Annotated in this window: 19 protein-coding genes; 9 read left to right on the forward strand and 10 right to left on the reverse strand. The window is 48.7% G+C overall.

Features of this window, described 5'->3' with window-relative positions; translation table 11 throughout:
• Nucleotides 1-53: 53 nt before the first annotated feature.
• Nucleotides 54-197, reverse strand: a complete 144-nt coding sequence (locus tag ACEW9I_RS00625; RefSeq protein WP_373538439.1) for a DUF2256 domain-containing protein — start codon at nucleotides 195-197, stop codon at nucleotides 54-56.
• Between the two features lie 27 nt (nucleotides 198-224).
• On the opposite strand from ACEW9I_RS00625, the gene ACEW9I_RS00630 reads away from it, so the two are divergent.
• Nucleotides 225-986: an RNA methyltransferase gene (locus ACEW9I_RS00630; protein WP_373538440.1), complete on the forward strand. Its 762-nt coding sequence runs from the start codon at nucleotides 225-227 to the stop codon at nucleotides 984-986.
• A gap of 170 nt (nucleotides 987-1156) precedes the next feature.
• On the opposite strand, the gene ACEW9I_RS00635 is transcribed toward ACEW9I_RS00630, so the two are convergent.
• The 5 genes from ACEW9I_RS00635 to ACEW9I_RS00655 form a co-directional block, all read right to left on the reverse strand.
• Nucleotides 1157-1750, reverse strand: a complete 594-nt coding sequence (locus tag ACEW9I_RS00635; protein ID WP_373538441.1) for a hypothetical protein — start codon at nucleotides 1748-1750, stop codon at nucleotides 1157-1159.
• Between the two features lie 88 nt (nucleotides 1751-1838).
• Nucleotides 1839-3065 carry a type II secretion system F family protein gene (locus ACEW9I_RS00640; RefSeq protein WP_373538442.1) on the reverse strand — a complete coding sequence of 409 codons (1227 nt, stop codon included), beginning with the start codon at nucleotides 3063-3065 and terminating at the stop codon, nucleotides 1839-1841.
• Nucleotides 3066-3252: 187 nt separating this feature from the next.
• Entirely contained in the window at nucleotides 3253-4350 is a 1098-nt protein-coding gene (locus ACEW9I_RS00645) for a type IV pilus twitching motility protein PilT (protein WP_373538443.1), read from the reverse strand.
• A gap of 179 nt (nucleotides 4351-4529) precedes the next feature.
• Nucleotides 4530-6521: a GspE/PulE family protein gene (locus tag ACEW9I_RS00650; protein WP_373538444.1), complete on the reverse strand. Its 1992-nt coding sequence runs from the start codon at nucleotides 6519-6521 to the stop codon at nucleotides 4530-4532.
• A 189-nt stretch (nucleotides 6522-6710) separates the two neighbouring features.
• Nucleotides 6711-6872 (reverse strand): hypothetical protein, encoded by a 162-nt coding sequence (locus ACEW9I_RS00655; RefSeq protein ID WP_373538445.1) that lies wholly within the window; start codon nucleotides 6870-6872, stop codon nucleotides 6711-6713.
• Nucleotides 6873-6993: 121 nt separating this feature from the next.
• Here ACEW9I_RS00655 and grpE point away from each other — a divergent pair, with 121 nt between their 5' ends.
• The 5 genes from grpE (at nucleotide 6994) to dnaN (ending at nucleotide 13128) form a co-directional block, all read left to right on the forward strand.
• The gene (gene grpE, locus ACEW9I_RS00660) at nucleotides 6994-7755 is read left to right on the forward strand and encodes a nucleotide exchange factor GrpE (protein ID WP_373538446.1); all 762 of its coding nucleotides are present in this window, start codon (nucleotides 6994-6996) and stop codon (nucleotides 7753-7755) included.
• A gap of 102 nt (nucleotides 7756-7857) precedes the next feature.
• On the forward strand, nucleotides 7858-9852 hold the full coding sequence (gene dnaK, locus ACEW9I_RS00665) for a molecular chaperone DnaK (protein WP_373538447.1): 1995 nt from the start codon (nucleotides 7858-7860) through the stop codon (nucleotides 9850-9852).
• A 418-nt stretch (nucleotides 9853-10270) separates the two neighbouring features.
• Nucleotides 10271-11407, forward strand: coding sequence for a molecular chaperone DnaJ (dnaJ, locus tag ACEW9I_RS00670; protein ID WP_373538448.1), 1137 nt, complete (start codon nucleotides 10271-10273; stop codon nucleotides 11405-11407).
• A 174-nt stretch (nucleotides 11408-11581) separates the two neighbouring features.
• Nucleotides 11582-11803: a sulfurtransferase TusA family protein gene (locus ACEW9I_RS00675; RefSeq protein ID WP_373538449.1), complete on the forward strand. Its 222-nt coding sequence runs from the start codon at nucleotides 11582-11584 to the stop codon at nucleotides 11801-11803.
• 158 nt (nucleotides 11804-11961) lie between these two features.
• Entirely contained in the window at nucleotides 11962-13128 is a 1167-nt protein-coding gene (gene dnaN, locus ACEW9I_RS00680) for a DNA polymerase III subunit beta (protein WP_373538450.1), read from the forward strand.
• Between the two features lie 14 nt (nucleotides 13129-13142).
• Here dnaN and ACEW9I_RS00685 read toward each other — a convergent pair whose 3' ends face one another.
• From ACEW9I_RS00685 to pgl, 3 genes are all read right to left on the reverse strand, one after another.
• Nucleotides 13143-13454 (reverse strand): FHA domain-containing protein, encoded by a 312-nt coding sequence (locus ACEW9I_RS00685; RefSeq protein ID WP_373538451.1) that lies wholly within the window; start codon nucleotides 13452-13454, stop codon nucleotides 13143-13145.
• Nucleotides 13455-13699: 245 nt separating this feature from the next.
• Entirely contained in the window at nucleotides 13700-14494 is a 795-nt protein-coding gene (locus ACEW9I_RS00690; RefSeq protein ID WP_373538452.1) for an FHA domain-containing protein, read from the reverse strand.
• Between the two features lie 250 nt (nucleotides 14495-14744).
• Nucleotides 14745-15473, reverse strand: coding sequence for a 6-phosphogluconolactonase (pgl, locus tag ACEW9I_RS00695; protein WP_373538453.1), 729 nt, complete (start codon nucleotides 15471-15473; stop codon nucleotides 14745-14747).
• Nucleotides 15474-15639: 166 nt separating this feature from the next.
• Here pgl and ACEW9I_RS00700 point away from each other — a divergent pair, with 166 nt between their 5' ends.
• Nucleotides 15640-16395 (forward strand): HpsJ family protein, encoded by a 756-nt coding sequence (locus ACEW9I_RS00700; RefSeq protein ID WP_373538454.1) that lies wholly within the window; start codon nucleotides 15640-15642, stop codon nucleotides 16393-16395.
• A gap of 86 nt (nucleotides 16396-16481) precedes the next feature.
• Here the strand turns inward: ACEW9I_RS00700 and ACEW9I_RS00705 are convergent, their stop codons facing one another.
• Nucleotides 16482-16679, reverse strand: coding sequence for a hypothetical protein (locus tag ACEW9I_RS00705; RefSeq protein WP_373538455.1), 198 nt, complete (start codon nucleotides 16677-16679; stop codon nucleotides 16482-16484).
• Between ACEW9I_RS00705 and ACEW9I_RS00710 the strand changes: the two genes are divergently transcribed.
• A complete protein-coding gene (locus ACEW9I_RS00710; protein ID WP_373538456.1) occupies nucleotides 16668-17393 on the forward strand; it encodes a DUF502 domain-containing protein in 726 nt (241 codons plus the stop codon). The genes ACEW9I_RS00705 and ACEW9I_RS00710 overlap by 12 nt on opposite strands.
• 13 nt (nucleotides 17394-17406) lie before the next feature.
• Nucleotides 17407-18870, forward strand: a complete 1464-nt coding sequence (locus ACEW9I_RS00715; protein ID WP_373538457.1) for an isochorismate synthase MenF — start codon at nucleotides 17407-17409, stop codon at nucleotides 18868-18870.
• Nucleotides 18871-18885: the final 15 nt, after the last annotated feature.

Genomic DNA, 18885 nt, shown 5'->3' on the forward strand with positions numbered 1-18885 from the left:
TAATCCTTGAAATCTAACTCCTGCCCTAAAGCCTAACACCTAAAGCCTAAAGCCTAATCTTTCCGTCTCCGGCACCTGTCAGAACAATATTTCACTTCATCCCAATTACTCTCCCACTTTTTGCGCCAAGTGAAAGAAAGTTGGCAGACAGGACAGATCTTCGTTGGTAATTCAGATTTCGGTCGATGTCGCGGCATGTTTAGTTATTTGTAAATAGAGCTATAGTGGGTACCTCTCTTAATCATATTCGGATTGTTTTGGTAGAGCCAGCAGGTGCGCTCAATATCGGCTCGATTGCAAGAGTGATGAAAAATATGGGGTTGACGCAACTAGTCATCGTCAATCCTCAGTGCGAAGTCCGTGGTGAAGAAGCCACCAGAATGGCAGTACATGCGATCGATCTCCTCTTAACAGCGCAGATCGTGCCAGATTTGCCCACAGCATTGCAGGGTTGCACCAGAGTTATCGCCACGACAGCCCGCAATCGCGCCATTCCTACGCCCTTAGAGACACCCAGGCAAGCATTGCCCTGGCTAGTCGAGAGCACTCAACCCACAGCCTTACTATTTGGCAGGGAAGATAGTGGCTTGACCAATGCTGAGTTAAAATATGCTGGGCGGTATCTGAGTATTCCAGTCGGCTCTGAGTATAGTTCGCTCAATTTGGCTCAAGCAGTGGCTGTTTGTGCCTATGAGTTACAGCTATGTGCTAGCGAGATCGCGCCCGATTTGCCAAACGTGCAACTAGAATCGGACGTTGCACCTGTCGAATTACTCGAAGGTTATTATCAGCAATTAGAGATATTATTGTTGGAAATTGGATATTTGTTTCCCCATACGGCTGCTCATCGGATGGAAAAGCTGCGCCGTATCTACAATCGTGCTCAACTTTCCCACAATGAAGTAGCTTTGTTGAGAGGGATTTTACGCCAAGTCAATTGGGCGATCGAGACGGCTCAGTTGACTTCTAATAGGAATGTAGATTAGAGCAAACGTAGGATGTGTTAGCCCAAGCGTACCGTATCATTTACAGTTTTATTTTAGTCAATTTTTAGACCTTAAAATATGTCTGAAAATTTATTATTAGTATTGTCTTGGTGCGTTACGCTTGCGCTAACACACCCTATAATTTGGTAGATTATTTTGCGGCAATTCCCTTATTGGTGTAGCCGCTCCTCTGGGGGATCGGGTTGGATTAAGTCAGCCAAATGTGTTTGCTCCATCGAGACGATCGTCACTGGTAAATGTGCTCCGATTAGCCCCTGCTTGATATGTGCAGGTGTCTGATTAAACAAGACAAATAATGGATAAATATGTTCGGCACCTTCACTGATAATATGTCGATAATATTGAGGCATTACCCATTCATAATCATGGTCTAATAATACCTGTGTTTTGCGCCAGCGGGCGAGTAAGTCGGAGAGATCTTCTTCAGGACGATGGATGAATATAAAAATCTCTCCACCCATCTTAATTTTCCACTCTGGATCGCACATCAAATAGGCAAGATCGCAGGGCAGTAAGATCGTTTTGGAGGTAGCAGCGATCGGTGAAAACTGACTTACTTGTTCTAATAATACCTTCCGCAGTTTAATCACAGGTAAAGGCATCGTAATCAAACTCTCTTCAGAGCGTCTCATACTAGGAATCATTTCCAGATAGGGACGATACTGCTTGAGTAGTTCCACTGCTTCAGTATGGTTGCTATATCGAGCCAAAAGCTGTTCGTAATCGGATCTATTAATAGACATTTTAAATTAGTCGATCGGTGACGCTCGATAGTCGATCGGTGATTTTTTTAGAGGTATCAACGATCCACTATCAAGCGATTAAACTTTTTTAACCGAGTTTCTCGAATACTTTGAACATTGGTAAGTACATTGATAGCAAGATTACAGCGACCATCCCAGCGAGGAAGACCATCATAATGGGTTCCAGGACACTAGTTAGAGCCTTGACTGCTTGTTCGACTTCATCTTCATAGAAATCAGCGACTTTCATCATCATCGTATCTAGTTCCCCAGTTTCCTCACCGATACTGATCATTTGAATCGCTAGTGGTGGGAAAACCTTTTCCCGCATCAGGGCGTTACTAAGCATTCCCCCTTGTTGGACTTCGATTTTGGATTTTTCGATCGCATTGGAAATTACTTGATTGCCAGCAGTATCGCGGACGATATCGAGCGAGTTGAGGATTGGTACACCCGATCGCGTCAATGTCCCAAAAATCCGGCAGAATCTCGCTGTAGCGGATTTTTCATTGAGGTCACCAATAATGGGCATCTTCAAGAAAAACCGATCCATTGTAAGTTTACCGATCGTGGTTTTATAGTATTGAGTGTAAGCAAAAATCAACCCACCCACCACGACGATCGGAATCACGACCATCCAACTAGTCAAAATCCCACTGATACCCAACATAAACAGTGTCAATTCCGGCAACTCGGTACCCAAACCTTTGAAAATACCTGCAAATACTGGAATCAAGAAAATTGTCATCCCCAAGAAGACGATGATTGCCAAAATACCCACCGCAACTGGATAAGCCATCGCCCCCTTGACTTGGTTCTTGAGGCGAGACATGTCCTCTAGCACTTTGGCGAGGCGATTGAGGACTTCATCGAGTACCCCCCCTACTTCTCCCGCTTGCACCATACTCACATACAGCGTATCAAAGCATTCTGGGTGGCGACGCATCGCATCAGATAGGTTGATTCCTTGCTGGACATCGACACTGACTTGGGCAAGGACTTTGCGTAATTTGGGGTTACCACACTGCTCGGACAGTACTGTCAAGCATCTCACCATCGCGACACCAGCATTGACCATCGCCGCAAACTGACGAGAGAAAACAGCTTTATCCCGCACAGTCACCGGATTCATGGCTGCTTCAATATCTTTGAGATCGATCTTGGTGATATCAAAGGATCTGGCTGGTCGAATATTTTGAATGAATTGATATTTTTTCTTGAGTTTTGTCCGTGCTGACTCTACTGTTTGAGCATCAATTTTTTCTTGTTTGACATTCCCTTGGGAGTCACGGACTTCAGCGATAAAAGTTGGCATCTGTTTTAGGGGATAGGGGGTGTTTAGGCTTTAAGGGTAGGGAGGCTTTAGGCTTTAGGCTTTAGGGATAGGAAGGCTTTAGCCTTTAGGTTTTAGGCTTTAGGGGTAGAGGAGGTAGATTAGACACTGGGTATTAGCTGAATATAAGCATTCTGAAACCTAAAACCTAAGACCTAAAGCCTAAAGCCTAATTCCGAGTTGCCATCGGCGTAGATCCGATCAGACGTTGGAGTTCGTCGGGTCGGGAGGATTTGGAGACACCCACTTCAAAGGAGATGGTACCTTCTCGAATATGTTTGGCGAGGATCGACTCCATGGTATTCATGCCTAGTTTGGCTCCAGTTTGGATAGCACTGTAGATTTGGGCGGTTTTGCCTTCGCGGATGAGGTTGGAGATGGCTGGCGTGACGATCATGATTTCTTGCACGAGGACGCGTCCGAATTCGCCAGGTTTGGGTTTTTTCTTTTGGACGAGAGCTTGACTAAAGACGGCGACAAGGGAGTTGGAGAGCTGGGCGCGGATTTGGGGTTGTTGTTCGGGGGGGAAGACATCGAGCATCCGATCGATCGTTTGAGCGGCGGAACTAGTATGGAGCGTCCCCATGACCAAGTGACCCGTTTCGGCGGCACTAATCGCCAAACTAATGGTTTCCAAGTCCCGCAGTTCTCCCACTAGGATCACGTCTGGATCTTCGCGCAAGGCGGCTCTGAGGGCATTGGAGAAGCTTTTGGTATCTTCACCTTTTTGACGTTGGTGGATGAGGCTTTTGACATTGGAAAAAACGTATTCAACCGGATCTTCGATCGTCAAAATATGCTCGGCACGAGTACGATTGATCAGATCGATCATTGCTGCCATCGTGGTAGTTTTACCAGAACCAGTCGGCCCCGTCACCAAGATCAAGCCTCTAGGACGACCGCTCATTTCCCTCACGATTTCGGGCAAACCCATCTGATCGAAGTTGGGAATTTTGGAAGAGAGTGCCCGCAAACAGGCGGCATAACAACCGCGTTCTTTATAAACATTGACCCGAAATCGTGCCAATCCTTTGACGCCGTAGGAACAATCTATTTCCCAAGTTTGTTCGAGTTCCTTGCGTTGTGTATTGTTGAGCATACTGAAGATCAGTTTTTGGCAATCTTGAGGGCTGAGCGGTTCTGCACCGACAGGTGCAAGTTTGCCACTCACGCGGAAATAGACGGGCGCACCTGCTTGGATGTGCATATCCGAGCCGCCCATTTCGACGAGTTGCTCCATGAGGTCTTCGATCATTAATTCAGACATAGGTTTAGGCTTTAGGTGTTAGGTTTTAGGCTTTAGGTCAGGAACTAGGCTTTAATTCTTAGGTCTTAGGTGTTGGGTCAGGAACTAGGCTTTAGGTGTTAGGTCAGGAATTAGAGTGTGTGGGTGAGGGGAATGCAAGCGTCCTAAAACCCTAAAGCCTAAAGCCTAAAACCTAACACCTAGTCACTAAATCTTGCCGTCATACAATATGGACAATCGAGCCATTCCGGCAGGAGGGCAGCGGAGCAGGTGCCGCAGACGAGGGTAGTTTTGCGTTTGGCTTTGAGTTCGGCTTCTAGCCCCGAGTCGGTAAAAGTGACTCGCTCGACCTCAGTGAGGGTGGTGTGACCTTCTTGCACCATTTGGAGACTGTATGCTAGGAGCGTTTTCATCCCCTGTTGGACGGCAGTCTCCTTGATAATGGCGGAGGGAGCGCGTTGGTTGATCAGCGTCGCTAGCTCGTCGGTAATTTGCATCACCTCATAGACACCGATCCGACCGCGATAGCCGACACCATTGCAGTTTTTACAGAGTTCGCCAGCAGCTTTGGCTGATTCGATCGCCTCGTTGGTCAACTCATTGGCTTTGTAGAAGGTGATAACTGCGTCTCCAGACGCAGACAAGCCAAAGCGAGCGAGTTCTTCACGAGTGGGCTGGTAGGGAGTGCGACACTCGACACAGACGCGGCGGAGGAGTCGTTGGGCGACGACTCCGATGAGTGCCGCCGAAACCATGAACGGTTCCACGCCCATCTCATCCAGCCGCGCGATCGATCCTGCTGCGTCATTGGTGTGGAGGGTAGTCATGACCATGTGACCAGTGAGGGCGGCCTCCATCGAGGTTTTAGCCGTCTCTTGGTCGCGGGTTTCTCCCACCAGAATGATGTCGGGATCTTGACGCATGAAGGCGCGCAGGATCGATGCGAAGTTCATCCCTTTTTCACGGATCACCTGTACTTGGTTGATGCCTGGGAGCGCATACTCGATCGGATCTTCAGCCGTACTGATATTGACGCCCGGATCGTTGCGTTCTGCCAACAGCGAATAAAGTGTCGTCGATTTACCAGAACCCGTCGGCCCCGTGACTAGAATCAATCCAAAGGGACGACTACCCATCGCGCGCACCATTTCCAAAGTTGGGAGATCGCTAATCAACTTGTCCAAACCGAGCTGAGTAGAAGAGTTATCCAAAATCCGCATACAGACTTTCTCCCCATACCTACTCGGGAGAGTACTCATCCGAAAGTCTACTTTGCGACCCTCAAATGTCCGGCGAATCCGACCATCCTGTGGCAACCGCCGCTCGGCGATATCCAACTCAGCGATGATTTTGAAGCGAGAAATGACGGCGGGAATAATATGCTTGGGTAAAATCGGGAAACTCTGCCGCAGCACCCCATCTTTCCGAAACCGGACTCTCAACCCCTCTTCCTGCGGTTCGATGTGAATATCCGAAACTTTTTCCATCAAACCCTTAGCCAGAATTTGGTTGACCAACTTGACCACAGGTGCTGCTTCTGCGCCCTGAACGTCGATCTCATCGTCGATTTCCGCCTCGGCATTCCCGAGTTCGGGCGTATCGAAGTTCTCGATTTCGATACTGAGATTTTTTTTGGAGTTATCCGCCGCATCTTGCCGAATGCGTTCGTCTAAGTAGCCATCTAGCAGTTTTTGATAATCTTCAGGCGCGATCACCTCACTACGCCAACCGATCCCATGGGGACGGAGGATTTTGTCTAAGTCATTTTTGGCTTGGAGGTCGTCAGGTTTGACCATTGCCACGGTCAGAATCGGTGGATCGCCATCCAGTCTCCCGATCGGTAATAATTTAAGTTGCCGACAACTATCAGCACTAATAAAAGTATTGATTAATTCCCGAACTTGGAGCTTGTTGATTTGAGTGGAGGCGATATCCACCGCATTCAAGCCATAGACAATCTTCAGCTCAAACAACTGTTGCTTTTTGTATTGCTGTTGCAACTCCGCAGGCAAAGATTTGCCTGTCAGGGACTCCAACACATCTGTCAATGGGTGGTTGTTGGCACGACTATCGACCAATGCTTGTTTGAGTTGTTCCGCATTGACATAACCCGATTGGATCAGCTTATTGCCGAACGGAGAAAAGTCATTACGGACGATGAGTGCCCGCTTGGGCGATGAAGATTGAGTCATAGCTGCTGTAGTTATCTCCTTAGCTTTACAGTATGCCCACAGATCGATTAAATCTAACGCTCAGGTGTTTGGCAAAGGCAAAAGGGTCAAGGGGGAAGGGTCAATGATACTTTGTGTCGCTAAGGTGGGCACTATGAGTTGAGACCATTTGATGTGGGTACACAATTCAAACTGGGGCGATCTCCACCGCTAAATCTTGAATTTATTGCCGATCGCTACTGCAAAAATGCCCGTCGATCGCCGATCGGATTTATACTCAAAAGGCGTATTTACCGCACTAGCCGTACCGCTCGATATATATTTAAAGTATGTATTTAGGGAGTCATTTGGACTCTCGAGCGGCTGTGCCAACCGAGCGACTCGCGCTTTTGTGCGAACCGTTAGTTTGCACCCACTTGCACGCATAGCGTCGCCATTGGCAAAGTTAGCTACGAATATCGCCTAGCAGTCTGTTAACAGAGAATGAATGAAGATGAGTGAAACCCCACAGCAGCAGAGTAGACCAGATGATGAGACGCTCTCATCACCACTACCCTCAGACAATCTCGAACCTCAACCCGCCGCAGAGACCGTAACGTCATCCGCTACCGCTCCGACAGCGGCAATCGATCCAGACGTGGTAGTTGAGGGCGGCGCAGCTACTCCTGAATCGTTCGCCAGAGCGGCGCAGACATCTGTAGACCCTGAGACGGTCGCACCGTCTGGATCGGATCTTCAGTCACTGACGACAAAGCTGGCGGAGGTCTCCAACCAAAGAGATGCCTTTCAAAGCCAATATCTGCGGATTGCCGCCGATTTTGACAACTTCCGCAAGCGCAGTAGCAAAGAAAAAGAAGATGTCGAACTTAAAACCAAGTGCGCCACCATCATCGAGCTATTGAGTGTTGTCGATAATTTTGAGCGTGCTCGCACCCAGATCAAACCTCAAGGTGATGGGGAAATGGGCATTCACAAAAGCTATCAAAGCGTCTACAAACAACTGGTGGACAGTCTCAAACGGATTGGCGTCTCACCCATGAAATCGGCTGGGCAACAATTCGATCCAAATCTGCATGAAGCCGTCATGCGTCAACCCACCGAAGAACATCCTGAAGGTACCGTGATTGACGAGCTTCAGCGCGGCTACTACCTGGGCGATCGGATCTTACGACACGCTTTGGTCAAAGTAGCTGCGCTTCCAGAACAATTATCACCAGAAGATGTGGGTACGTTTAACTCGTCAGTCGATAACTAAATCTCAGATGTTAACTGAGATTTAGTTATCCTCCTCACCGCCAAGCTCGATCGATAATATCCCCCTTTCCCTGCATACTTTTTTAGAGATTGCCTCAATTTTATGGCAAAAGTCATCGGCATCGACCTCGGTACTACCAATAGCTGTGTCTCCGTCCTCGAAGGCGGGATTCCAGTGGTCATTTCCAGTTCTGAAGGTGGTCGCACCACTCCCAGTATCATTGGATTTGCCAAAGGTGGCGAACAATTAGTCGGACAACTAGCCAAACGCCAAGGCGTTACTAATGCGGAAAACACCGTCTATAGTATCAAACGCTTTATCGGGCGGCGGTGGGAAGACACAGAAACAGAACGCAATCGCGTCCCTTACAGTTGCATCAAAGGGCGCGACAATACTGTTGATGTGCAGATTCGCGGACGTACCTACACACCGCAAGAGGTGTCCGCGATGATCCTCCAAAAGCTCAAGAAGGATGCCCAAAATTTTTTGGGACAGCCAATCGAGCAAGTCGTGATCACGGTTCCAGCTTATTTTACCGATGCCCAACGCCAAGCTACCAAAGATGCCGGGACGATCGCGGGACTAGAAGTATTGCGGATTATCAACGAGCCGACTGCTGCTGCGCTTGCCTACGGCTTGGACAAAGCCGATACCGAGCAAAAAATCATGGTAGTTGACTTGGGTGGGGGGACATTTGATGTCTCGGTACTGCAACTTGGTAACGGCATTTATGAGGTCAAAGCGACTTCTGGCAACAACCATCTGGGTGGGGATGATTTTGACAATGAAATCGTCCGCTGGATGATCAAACACTTTCGGACAACGGAAAAGATCGATCTGTTGAAAGATAAAATGGCTCTGCAACGCTTGCGTGAAGCTGCCGAAAAAGCCAAAATCGAACTCTCTACCATGATGAGCACGACGATCAACCTCCCGTTTATCGCCGCCGATGCTCAAGGCCCCAAACATCTAGAAATCGAATTAACACGGACTAAATTTGAGGAAATGGTCTCGGCTCTGATCGAAGCCACGCTCGAACCTGTGCAGCGCGCACTCAAAGATGCCGATCTCCAAACTAAAGAAATCGATCGCATCCTCCTCGTCGGTGGCTCCACCCGCATTCCTGCCGTCCAACGTGCCATTCAAGACTTCTTTGGCGGTAAAGAACTCGATCGATCGGTCAATCCCGACGAAGCCGTCGCGATGGGTGCTGCCGTTCAAGCGGGAGTAGTCGGTGGCGATGTCAAAGATGTCCTCCTCCTCGATGTCACCCCCCTCTCGCTGGGCATTGAAACCCTGGGCGAAGTCTTCACCAAGATCATCGAGCGCAACACCACCATTCCGACTAGTAAAGGTCAAGAATTTTCCACCGCCACTGACGGACAAACCTCCGTCGAAATCCATGTCCTCCAGGGTGAACGGGCAATGGCAAAAGATAACAAGAGCCTGGGTAGATTTCTGCTCACAGGCATCCCCCCTGCGCCCCGTGGGGTACCCAAAATTGAAGTGGCATTTGATATCGATGTGAATGGGATTTTGAAGGTCTCAGCCCAAGATCGCGGGACAGGACGCGAACAAACCGTCTCGATTACCAATACAGGCGGACTCAACAAAGTCGATATCGAGCGGATGCGGAAAGAAGCCGAAACCTACGCTCAAGATGACTGGCGCAGACTCCAATTGGTGGAACTCAAAAACCAAGCCGATGCCCTGTTCCACACCTATGATATCGCCCTCAAAGACAACGGTCATCTCATCAACGATCTGCTCCGCGAACAAGCCGAAAAGACCGCCAGAGAACTCCAAATGCTGCTGCTCGAACCATCAGCCAACTTAGAAAATGTCCAACAAGCGATCGATCGGCTCCAGCAACAAATTTTCGCAATGGGTGCAGCCGTCTATCAACAAGGCACCACTCCCAACCAGTCCACCAAGACTGAGCCACCCAATCCTAATGGGCGGACTAGACACGCGCCCCTCAGTAGAGCCGCAGCACCCCCACCACCCCCACCACCCCCAGCCAAAAAGGTCGCCAGCACACTCACATTAGATTATGATGACGAGACAGCTACTACTGACTATGAAGTCGTGGAGTAGGCTTGAGGCTCTAGGCTTGAGGCTTGAGGCTTTAGGCTTTAGGGTCTGGGATTGGGAAAATAGAGAACCTGTCTATTCACCATTCACCATCCACCATCCACCATCCACCCTAGATCGCTAATTTATCACAGGTACGGGAATAGATAATTACGGTTAATACTCCATCACTTAGACCCGATTCATTTACAATAAATATCACATTGTTAAATCAGCAGCGAAAATGGCGATCGAGCTTTGCTAAGCCTGTAAATCGCGCTACGATCCAGCGGTATCGCTGCTGAGGATTGAAGCCCAAAGCGTGTTGTCAAACTAGTAACAATAATTCGCGCTGCGATCGAGTTTTTAGCTCCTTACCGATCCGCTCCATCCCACCCCCGATCCTGCTTTTCGCACACTCCTTGTAAGATAGAACTTCTCTATGGCACGCGACTATTACGAAATCCTTGGCACCTCACGAGATGCCGATCAGGAAGAAATTAAACGCGCCTATCGCCGACTGGCGCGGAAATACCACCCAGATGTCAACAAAGAGCCTGGGGCGGAAGACACCTTCAAAGAAATCAACCGCGCCAATGAAGTCCTCTCCGAGCCAGAACTCCGCGCTCGTTACGATCGCTTTGGTGAAGCTGGAGTGTCTTCAGGCGGCGGATCAGCCCCTGGATATGGCGACGCGGGCGATATGGGAGGGTTTGCCGATATCTTCGATGCTTTCTTCAATGGCTTTGGTGGTGCAGCAGGACAACAACAAACTACCCGCCGTCGCAATGGCCCCGCCAGAGGTGAAGATCTCCGCCTCGATCTCAAGCTAGATTTCCACGAAGCCATCTTCGGCGGTGAGAAAGAAATTCGGATTCCACATCTCGAAGCCTGCACCACTTGCAAGAGTACAGGCGCAAAACCAGGCTCTGTCCCTCAAACTTGTAGCACCTGTGGCGGAGCCGGACAAGTCCGCCGCAACACTCGCACCCCCTTTGGCAATTTCACCCAAGTCTCGGTCTGTCCGACCTGTAATGGTGACGGTCAAGTCATTGAAGATAAATGTGAAGTCTGTAACGGTGCCGGACGCAAGCAGGAAACCAAGAAGCTCAAAATATCCATCCCCAAAGGGGTCGATAATGGTACCAAACTGCGGATCGGTAAAGAAGGCGATGCTGGGCTGCGTGGTGGGCCAGCCGGAGATCTTTATGTCTATTTACATGTCGAAGAAGATGCCGAGTTTCGCCGTGAGGGGATTAATATCCTCTCCCAAGTCAAAATCAGTTATCTCCAGGCAATTCTCGGCAGCCACATTCAAATCAATACTGTCGATGGGGCAACCGAGCTAAATATTCCCGCAGGTATCCAACCAAATACCGTCCTCAAACTCGAACAAAAAGGTGTGCCACGCCTAGGTAATGAGGTCAGCCGAGGCGATCATTTGCTGACAATCCAAATCGATATCCCAGCGAAAGTCAGTACTGAAGAACGCGATCTCCTCGAAAAACTCGCCAAACTACGCGGCGATCGCGTCGGCAAGGGTGGTATAGGTAGTATCTTTGGTAATGTCTTTAAGTAGGTTTTAGGCTTTAGGCTTTAAGTATTAGGGTTTGGATGTGAGGTCGGTACGAGCGGTCGAAAGAATCATGCCTAATACCTAGATGGTGGGCAGTGCCCACCCTCCAAAATCTACTGCCCACCCTCCAAAAGCCTAAACCTAAAGCCTAACATCTAAAACCTAAAGCCTAAATCAATGACTCAACTAGACCTACGCGGGACACCATGTCCGATTAATTTTGTCCGCACCAAGATGAAGCTCGAACAGATGGCGGCGGGAGAACTATTGGAAGTATGGTTGGATGCTGGCGAACCGATCGAACAAGTCCCCGATAGCCTCAAGATGGCAGGCTACACGATTGACCAAATCATCGATCGTCAAGAATTCTTCGTTCTCCAAGTCCGCAACCCAGCCTAAACCCTAAAACCTAAAGCCTAACCCCTAAAGCCCGCTTGCTGTGCTGTCTTGACCCAAACACATGCGGAGGGAACCTCCGCATGTGTTTGGGTCGCTAAACCCTCGGCAAAGCCTACGTATCGCGCATCCGCTAAAACCTAAAACCTAAAGCCTAATTCATGAAATTTGTCTGCACCCAGCAAGATCTAAATATCAACTTAGCATTGGTAGCCAGAGCTGTATCCACGCGTCCGACTCATCCAGTCCTCGCGAATATCAAAATTGAAGTCAGTCAAGATCCCGATCGCATTCAGCTCACTGGATTCGATCTCAGCTTGGGCATCCAAACTAATTTTAGTGCCCAGGTAGCAGCAGCAGGAATGTTGACACTACCTGCCAAGTTATTGACGGATATTGTCGCCAAATTGCCCAGCGGCGAGATTACGATCGACGATGAAGCGGGCGAAAATCTCGTCACAATTACCTCCGCCTCCGGTCGCTATCAGGTGCTGGGAATGAGTGCTGAAGAGTTCCCAGAGCTACCGGCGATCGAGGACGGCGAACCAAATCAACTCAGTGCCACCGCCTTCATCGATGGCTTGAAAGGGTCATTAGTCGCCTGTAGCCAGGACGAAAGCAAGCAAGTGTTGACTGGAGTGTATCTCAAAGTTGAGCCGGAGCGGCTGGAATTTGCCGCCACCGACGGGCACCGACTAGGAATTGTTGAGGTCTATCCCAGTGATTACGAACCAAGTGTAGATGCTCCAGCGGAGCGCGGAGCGCAACCCAACACCGGATCGTTTGAAGTTACCGTCCCTGCCAAAGCACTGCGAGAGCTGGAAAAAATGCTCGGGAGCGGGCACGAAGTTGACAGGTTGGGATTGCAGCTCGAACAGGGACAGGTCGTATTTGGCTGGGCCGATCGCAAGTTGACGACGCGGACACTTGAAGGCAAATATCCTGATTATCGCTTACTAATTCCCAAGCAGTTCCAACGCCAGATTACGCTCGATCGCAAGCAACTACTGACAGCTTTAGAACGGATTGCCGTGCTAGCAGATCGCAGTAATCTTGTCAAGTTCAGTATCGATAGTACCAAGCAGTCGATCGATCTTACCGTCGAAAGCCAAGATCGAGGCAGCGGTAGAGAATCCTTAATGGCACAGATATCTGGCGCGGACTTAGATATTGCGTTTAATATCAAATACCTGATGGATGGGTTGAAAACACTGCTTACCCAGGAGATCGCCATCAATCTCAATGGTCCCCTCGAACCCGTCATCCTGACCCCGCTCGGTGGTGTAAAAATGACCTATCTAGTCATGCCAGTCCAGCTCAGAAGCTAATCACTGTCACCTATTTAATTAGCAACTTCTACTTTAATTTGAATTTTTGGCCCAGATGTCGCCAGCCGGATCGTCATACCATCGATTACTTTAATACTGCTAATCGCTTCGCCGTCTACATAAGTGCCATTGGGACTAATATTAAAAATCTGCCAACCACTAGTTTCATCCCATCGTAATTCGGCATGATGTCGAGAGACAACCGCACTAAATAAAATTACTTGGTTATCTGTCGCCCGTCCAATCCGAATGACATCACCAGAGGTAAATGTCCAACTCTGTACGGGAATGGAATTAAGTAAACTGAGGACGAGCGTAGATAACATTTAGTAGTAACTAGTGAAAATTGAACCAATGAATACGAGTCAACCTCGGTGCGAACAACTGCCGCAGAATGTGAGTCTCTCTGTAAGTGGTACTCGATCCTGACTGATGCAAAGGTCAGAGGACTCGATCGAACTTTGCATCAGTCCTCTAAGTGCAGCTTACTCGATGCGAGTGTCATTCCGCTAGTCGATCGCCTTGAAGTGCGACGATCGACTCGGGCGGCAAACTATCAATGCAGCTCGATCTAGTGTGCTGTGGGTGATTGAAATAGAAAAGTGACTAAATCCCCCTTCCCCAATCCGATCCGATCTCCAGGACGTAGCAAATGACGATTGCCTTTTGCCAAAACATTGTGATTGATATAGGTACCATTAGCACTACCAACATCCTCAATGTAATAATTTTCTCCTTCTAACTGGATATTTGCATGAACTCGCGACACCACCTCCGCACAGGGAAAACTCGATACATCGATATCTGGAGCTACTAGATCGTTAGGTTTACCTAAATGGATCGTTTGAAGCTGTGGTGGAATCTCAATTGGGGTATTTGTTTGGAGATGCAGGAGTTGCCGCACTACCGATGGGACTGGGGGCGGTGGCGGTGCTGTCGTGGGTGCCACTGCTGGCTCTAGCTCGACAGCTAGTGGGACTACTGGCGGTGCGACTTCACTCGTCTTCTGTGCTGCGACTGCTGGCTCGGCTATGGGCGACTCAGGGCTGATGGCTGCTGGTGTCGGCTCGGGTGGCAGTACAAAAATATCTGCCGCTGGAGGAGTGAGCACTGTCGGTGGTAGGCTGACACTCGCCATTGCTGGCGGCGAAGTTATCGCGCCAATAGCAGGTGGTGGCAGCAGAATAGGCGCATTCGACTCCGTAGATTTGAGGTTATGACCGCACTGTCCACAAAATGTCGCATCGAGTTGGATCGAGGCTCCACAGTTTGGGCAAGCTTTCGTGGCTGGCAATGCTGTATAACAAGCTTCGCAGTTAGTTGCTCCTTCCGGATTGTCATGTTTACAGTTCGGACAGACGATCATAAAAAAATTAAATTTTAAGTTTTAGGGACTTAACTGATGCCAATTTGGCCGGAGCTAGGGAGCTAGTGGCTGGTAATGCTGGCTGAAAAGCTTCGCAGTTAGTTGCTCACTCCGGATTGTCGTGTTTACAGTTGCGGATGGACGATCGTCAAAAAATTAAATTTTAAGTATTAAGTACTTAACTCGTCTCAATTCTATCAGAGTTAAGTGTAGGGTTGGGTATTTTGTGTTACGTATTATCTCAAACACACTATGTGCCACTACCGAGCTGTTCGCCAGCCGCTGCGTCTAATAGCCATAATAATTCCCCTTGAGGTCGGACACCTCTGGCTGGATAGGCTGCCAGATCGCCCATCGGTGCAAAAATTTCGGCTAGAGCCGCTTGTTTGCTAGTGCCGGAAATCAGGAAGATGACACTCCTTGCCTGGTTGATGAGCGGAAAGGTAAAAGTGATCCGGGGCTGTCCGTCTTTGTCACCGATAGTTACCAAGCGATCGACTACCGTCAAAGCTGCCGTATGGGGGAATAAAGAGGCTGTATGCCCATCATCACCGATGCCCAGGAGGATAATGTCAAAAACTGGAATTGCCCCAGTTGCTGGCACAAAATAAGTCGTGATTTGTCGCTCGTACTCTGCCGCTGCCAGTTGCGGCTCAGTCAAATCTGTCGGCATCGGATGGATATTCGCTGGCGGAATTGGTACCAGATCGAGCCAGACTTGTTTGGCCATCCCGTAGTTACTATCGGGATGCTCGGCGGGGACATAGCGTTCGTCACCCCAAAAGATGTGGATCTGTTGCCACGGTAAGTCAGCACCAGCCAGAGCCGCGTACAATGGTTGCGGTGTCGAACCGCCAGATAGCGCGATCGCACAAGATTGTCGTTCGCCAACTGCCGTCAGAATTCGTTCCACAATCAGAGCTAAAGCGGTGTCGATTAATGCTTGTGGCTCTGGGGAAATGAGTATTTCAGAAGTCATAAAAGTCGAGATAGCGGCTAAACTGAATAATTAGATTTTAGGCGAGACTAGGGGTCGATCGATGGGAACTTCCCCAAAACAAGATAATCTAGTTGGTTAGCTCCTCCACTATTCATTTGTTCGTATTCTGCCCAGATCGATTCTTAACATCTCCATAATTTAGACTATGCAACCTACTGTTAGTAGTTTTCTGACCCCCCTTGCACTCAAAACCGCAGGTGCAGTACTGATTCTATCTTCCCTGATCGATCTAGTTTTCATGCTGTTATTTCCACCTGAAAACCTGATCCTGGAAGGCAATCGCTGGTGGCTGTACGCCACTAGTCAGCTAGTCGATCGTGGGCTGTTACCATTGGTGGGGATTGCCTTTGTCATTGCTGGTGATTGGATTGAGATTGTCTCGACTGAAGATGGTGGCGAACGGGGGAACACCTGGCGGATTGGCACGTTTAGTCTGGCGAGTCTCTTGGGATTGATTTTTATCTTGATTATTCCGTTTCAATTGATGACCACCAATGACTTTAAAGCCCAAGATCTCAAAAAAATCAGTGATGAGGTGACCCAGCTAGAGCAAGGCATCAAAACCAACCTCCAACAAATCAACGCTCAAAGTAAAGACAAAATTAGAGAACAAATTACTGCCATTGACAAAGAACTCGCCAGTGGTCAAGCTCAAGGCGAACGGCTAGCTGGTCTCCAGCTTACCAAATCCAAACTAGAGCTGTTGCTTGCCGACCCCAAAAAATTTGCCCAAGAGTCAGAACAAAACCTCCAACAGTTGCAAAAACAAAAACAGAAAGCTGAAACTCAAGCCAGCGATCGGCTGTTAAAAACTGGTGTTCGTACTAGTATGGCAAGTCTACTCTTGGCGATTGCTTATATCACGATCGGCTGGGCTGGATTGAGACGAGTACTCAAATAATCGATCGGCGATACTAATTTGACACTAGTGTCAAATTAGATATCTAGGGTAGTGGTTGAAAAGGGTCAAGGGTGGATGGTGATTGTCTATTTGCCCTGGTGGGAAGGGACTAGTTGAATTTTGACAACGGCGGCACTCAAATCCCAGCCACCGATCCCAGCGAATATCATCGCCAGATGGCTGCATCTCACCCCTCGCCAGATCGCACAAAGCTTTGTATAGTATGAGTAGGTAAGTCGATCGTTACCAATCGTCCTAACAGTCGGAGATTTGTGTTCCAACATTTCAAGCAGGACTTAAAAAATGATTTAATAGCTGGATTACTGGTCGTGATTCCCCTCGCCACCACCATCTGGCTATCGATCAATGTGGCAACCTGGGTCATCAATTTTTTGACTAGTATCCCCAAGCAGATCGATCCCTTTGATGGACTGCCGCCAGTGCTAGTATCGATATTGAACCTCTTGGTCGGCTTGACGGCACCCTTGTTGACGATCTTGCTAATTGGGTTGATGGCGCGGAATATCGCGGGCAAGTGGCTGTTAGATTTTGGTGAAAGAGTCCTTCAGGCGATCCCACTTGCAGGCGCAGTCTACAAAACGCTCAAACAATTGTTAGAAACCCTCCTCAAGGATTCGGGCAACAAATTCCGGCGGGTAGTATTGGTAGAATATCCGCGCAAAGGGATTTGGGCATTGGCATTTGTAACTGGCACGCTCGACAGTGAGATTCAGTCCCAGATGCCCCACGGGATGTTGAACCTATTTATCCCGACTACTCCCAATCCTACAACCGGATGGTATGCAGTGGTCGCCGAGACCGATGTCTTGGATCTGAAAATGTCAATTGAAGATGCGTTTAAAGTAGTAATTTCGGGTGGGATTGTCAATCCTGGTAATGTAGCAGTAGCAGCTTTGAGTTCCGGTCGGGCACCTGTGGTCGATCCTCCCCTGACGATTGTAACTGCTCCCATTGTCGCTCAGGAGGACAATTTATAATTCATAGCTTACAATGGATTTTTATCTGAAGATAGCCACTGAGATTCAAAAATTTTTCAAAGAGGATTTAATCGATCTCCCACCAGCGATGGCGGGAAAAATTTTGAGAGTTGAAGTCCAGATTGCCACCCTCGAACCATTGAATTGGTTAGCACGCCAAACAGCAGACGTGAAAACTTATTGGTCCGATCGCCAGGGTGGTTTTGCAATGGCGGGAGTCGGTGTTCTCAATGCGATCGCTGGGGACATCCCGATCGACTACCCAACTATTTTTGGGCAACTGAGGCAAAATCTATCACCGCTCTTTCCCCAAGTTCGCTACTATGGGGGAATCGGTTTTAGTCAACAGCAAGCGATCGATCCAAGTTGGAAACTATTTGGTAATTATCGGTTTATCGTACCGAGATTCGAGCTATGGACGGATGGCATCGATACTTTTTTTGCCTGTAATTTTTGCTGCAATTGGGTAGGCGATCTAGGTGGAGAAAGATTGGATGCACCACGAGATCGCATCGCTCACCAAGCCTTGAGTGCCATCCTTGCCGAACTCAATCAACTCGATTTTGCTCAACCAGAAATCGACTCAGGAGCAGTGGCTGAAGATTCGAGTCAGCCGCTCCTGTGCGAACGCGTCGATCGACCAACTCAGCTCGATTGGCATCGAAATATCGACTTAGCTCTAGCTAAATTTGCAGATTTAAAGCTGGACAAAATTGTCCTTGCCAGACAATCAACCCTAACATTCACGACCGATTTGCAGCCGCAATCATTATTGCGATCGCTCAAACCGCACAATCTGCATACTTATCATTTTTGTTTCCAAATCGATCCCACTACTGCCTTTATTGGTACTTCTCCAGAGCGACTGTATTACCGTCAAGATCGAGTATTGAAAACTGAAGCGATTGCTGGGACGCGTCAGCGCGGCGCATCCGCAGGAATCGATCGTCAATTGAGTGACAACTTACTCAATTCAGCCAAAGATATCCACGAGCATCAATTAGTTGTCAATAACTTACAAACAACTTTAGATCGGTTGTGCGATCGCGTCAGTATCGATCGCCAGTTGACGATCCTCAAACTCAATAAAGTTCAACATTTATATACCCAATGTCATGGAATCTTAAAGCCGGATCTCACTGATGCCGAGATCTTGCCTCAGCTCCATCCGACACCCGCTGTCGGCGGTGTGCCCAGACCTCAAGCTTTAAAATTGATTCAAGACCTAGAACCCTTTGTCCGAGGCTGGTATGCAGCTCCTGTGGGGTGGGTGGGTTACGATGATACTGAGTTCGCAGTTGCTATTCGCTCGGGGTTAGTCGATCGCGATCGGTTATTATTGTTCGCAGGTGCTGGCATCGTTAGAGGTTCTCAATCGGCAGAAGAGTGGGACGAAATCGAAAACAAAATTCGCCACTTTACGGACTTATTTACCGAACTATCTCCACAACAGATTTCCGATTTATCATTGGCGTAATCTCGATCTTATCGC

The sequence above is a fragment of the Chamaesiphon sp. genome, assembly GCF_041738855.1.
In the GTDB taxonomy this organism is placed as follows: Bacteria; Cyanobacteriota; Cyanobacteriia; order Cyanobacteriales; family Chamaesiphonaceae; genus Chamaesiphon.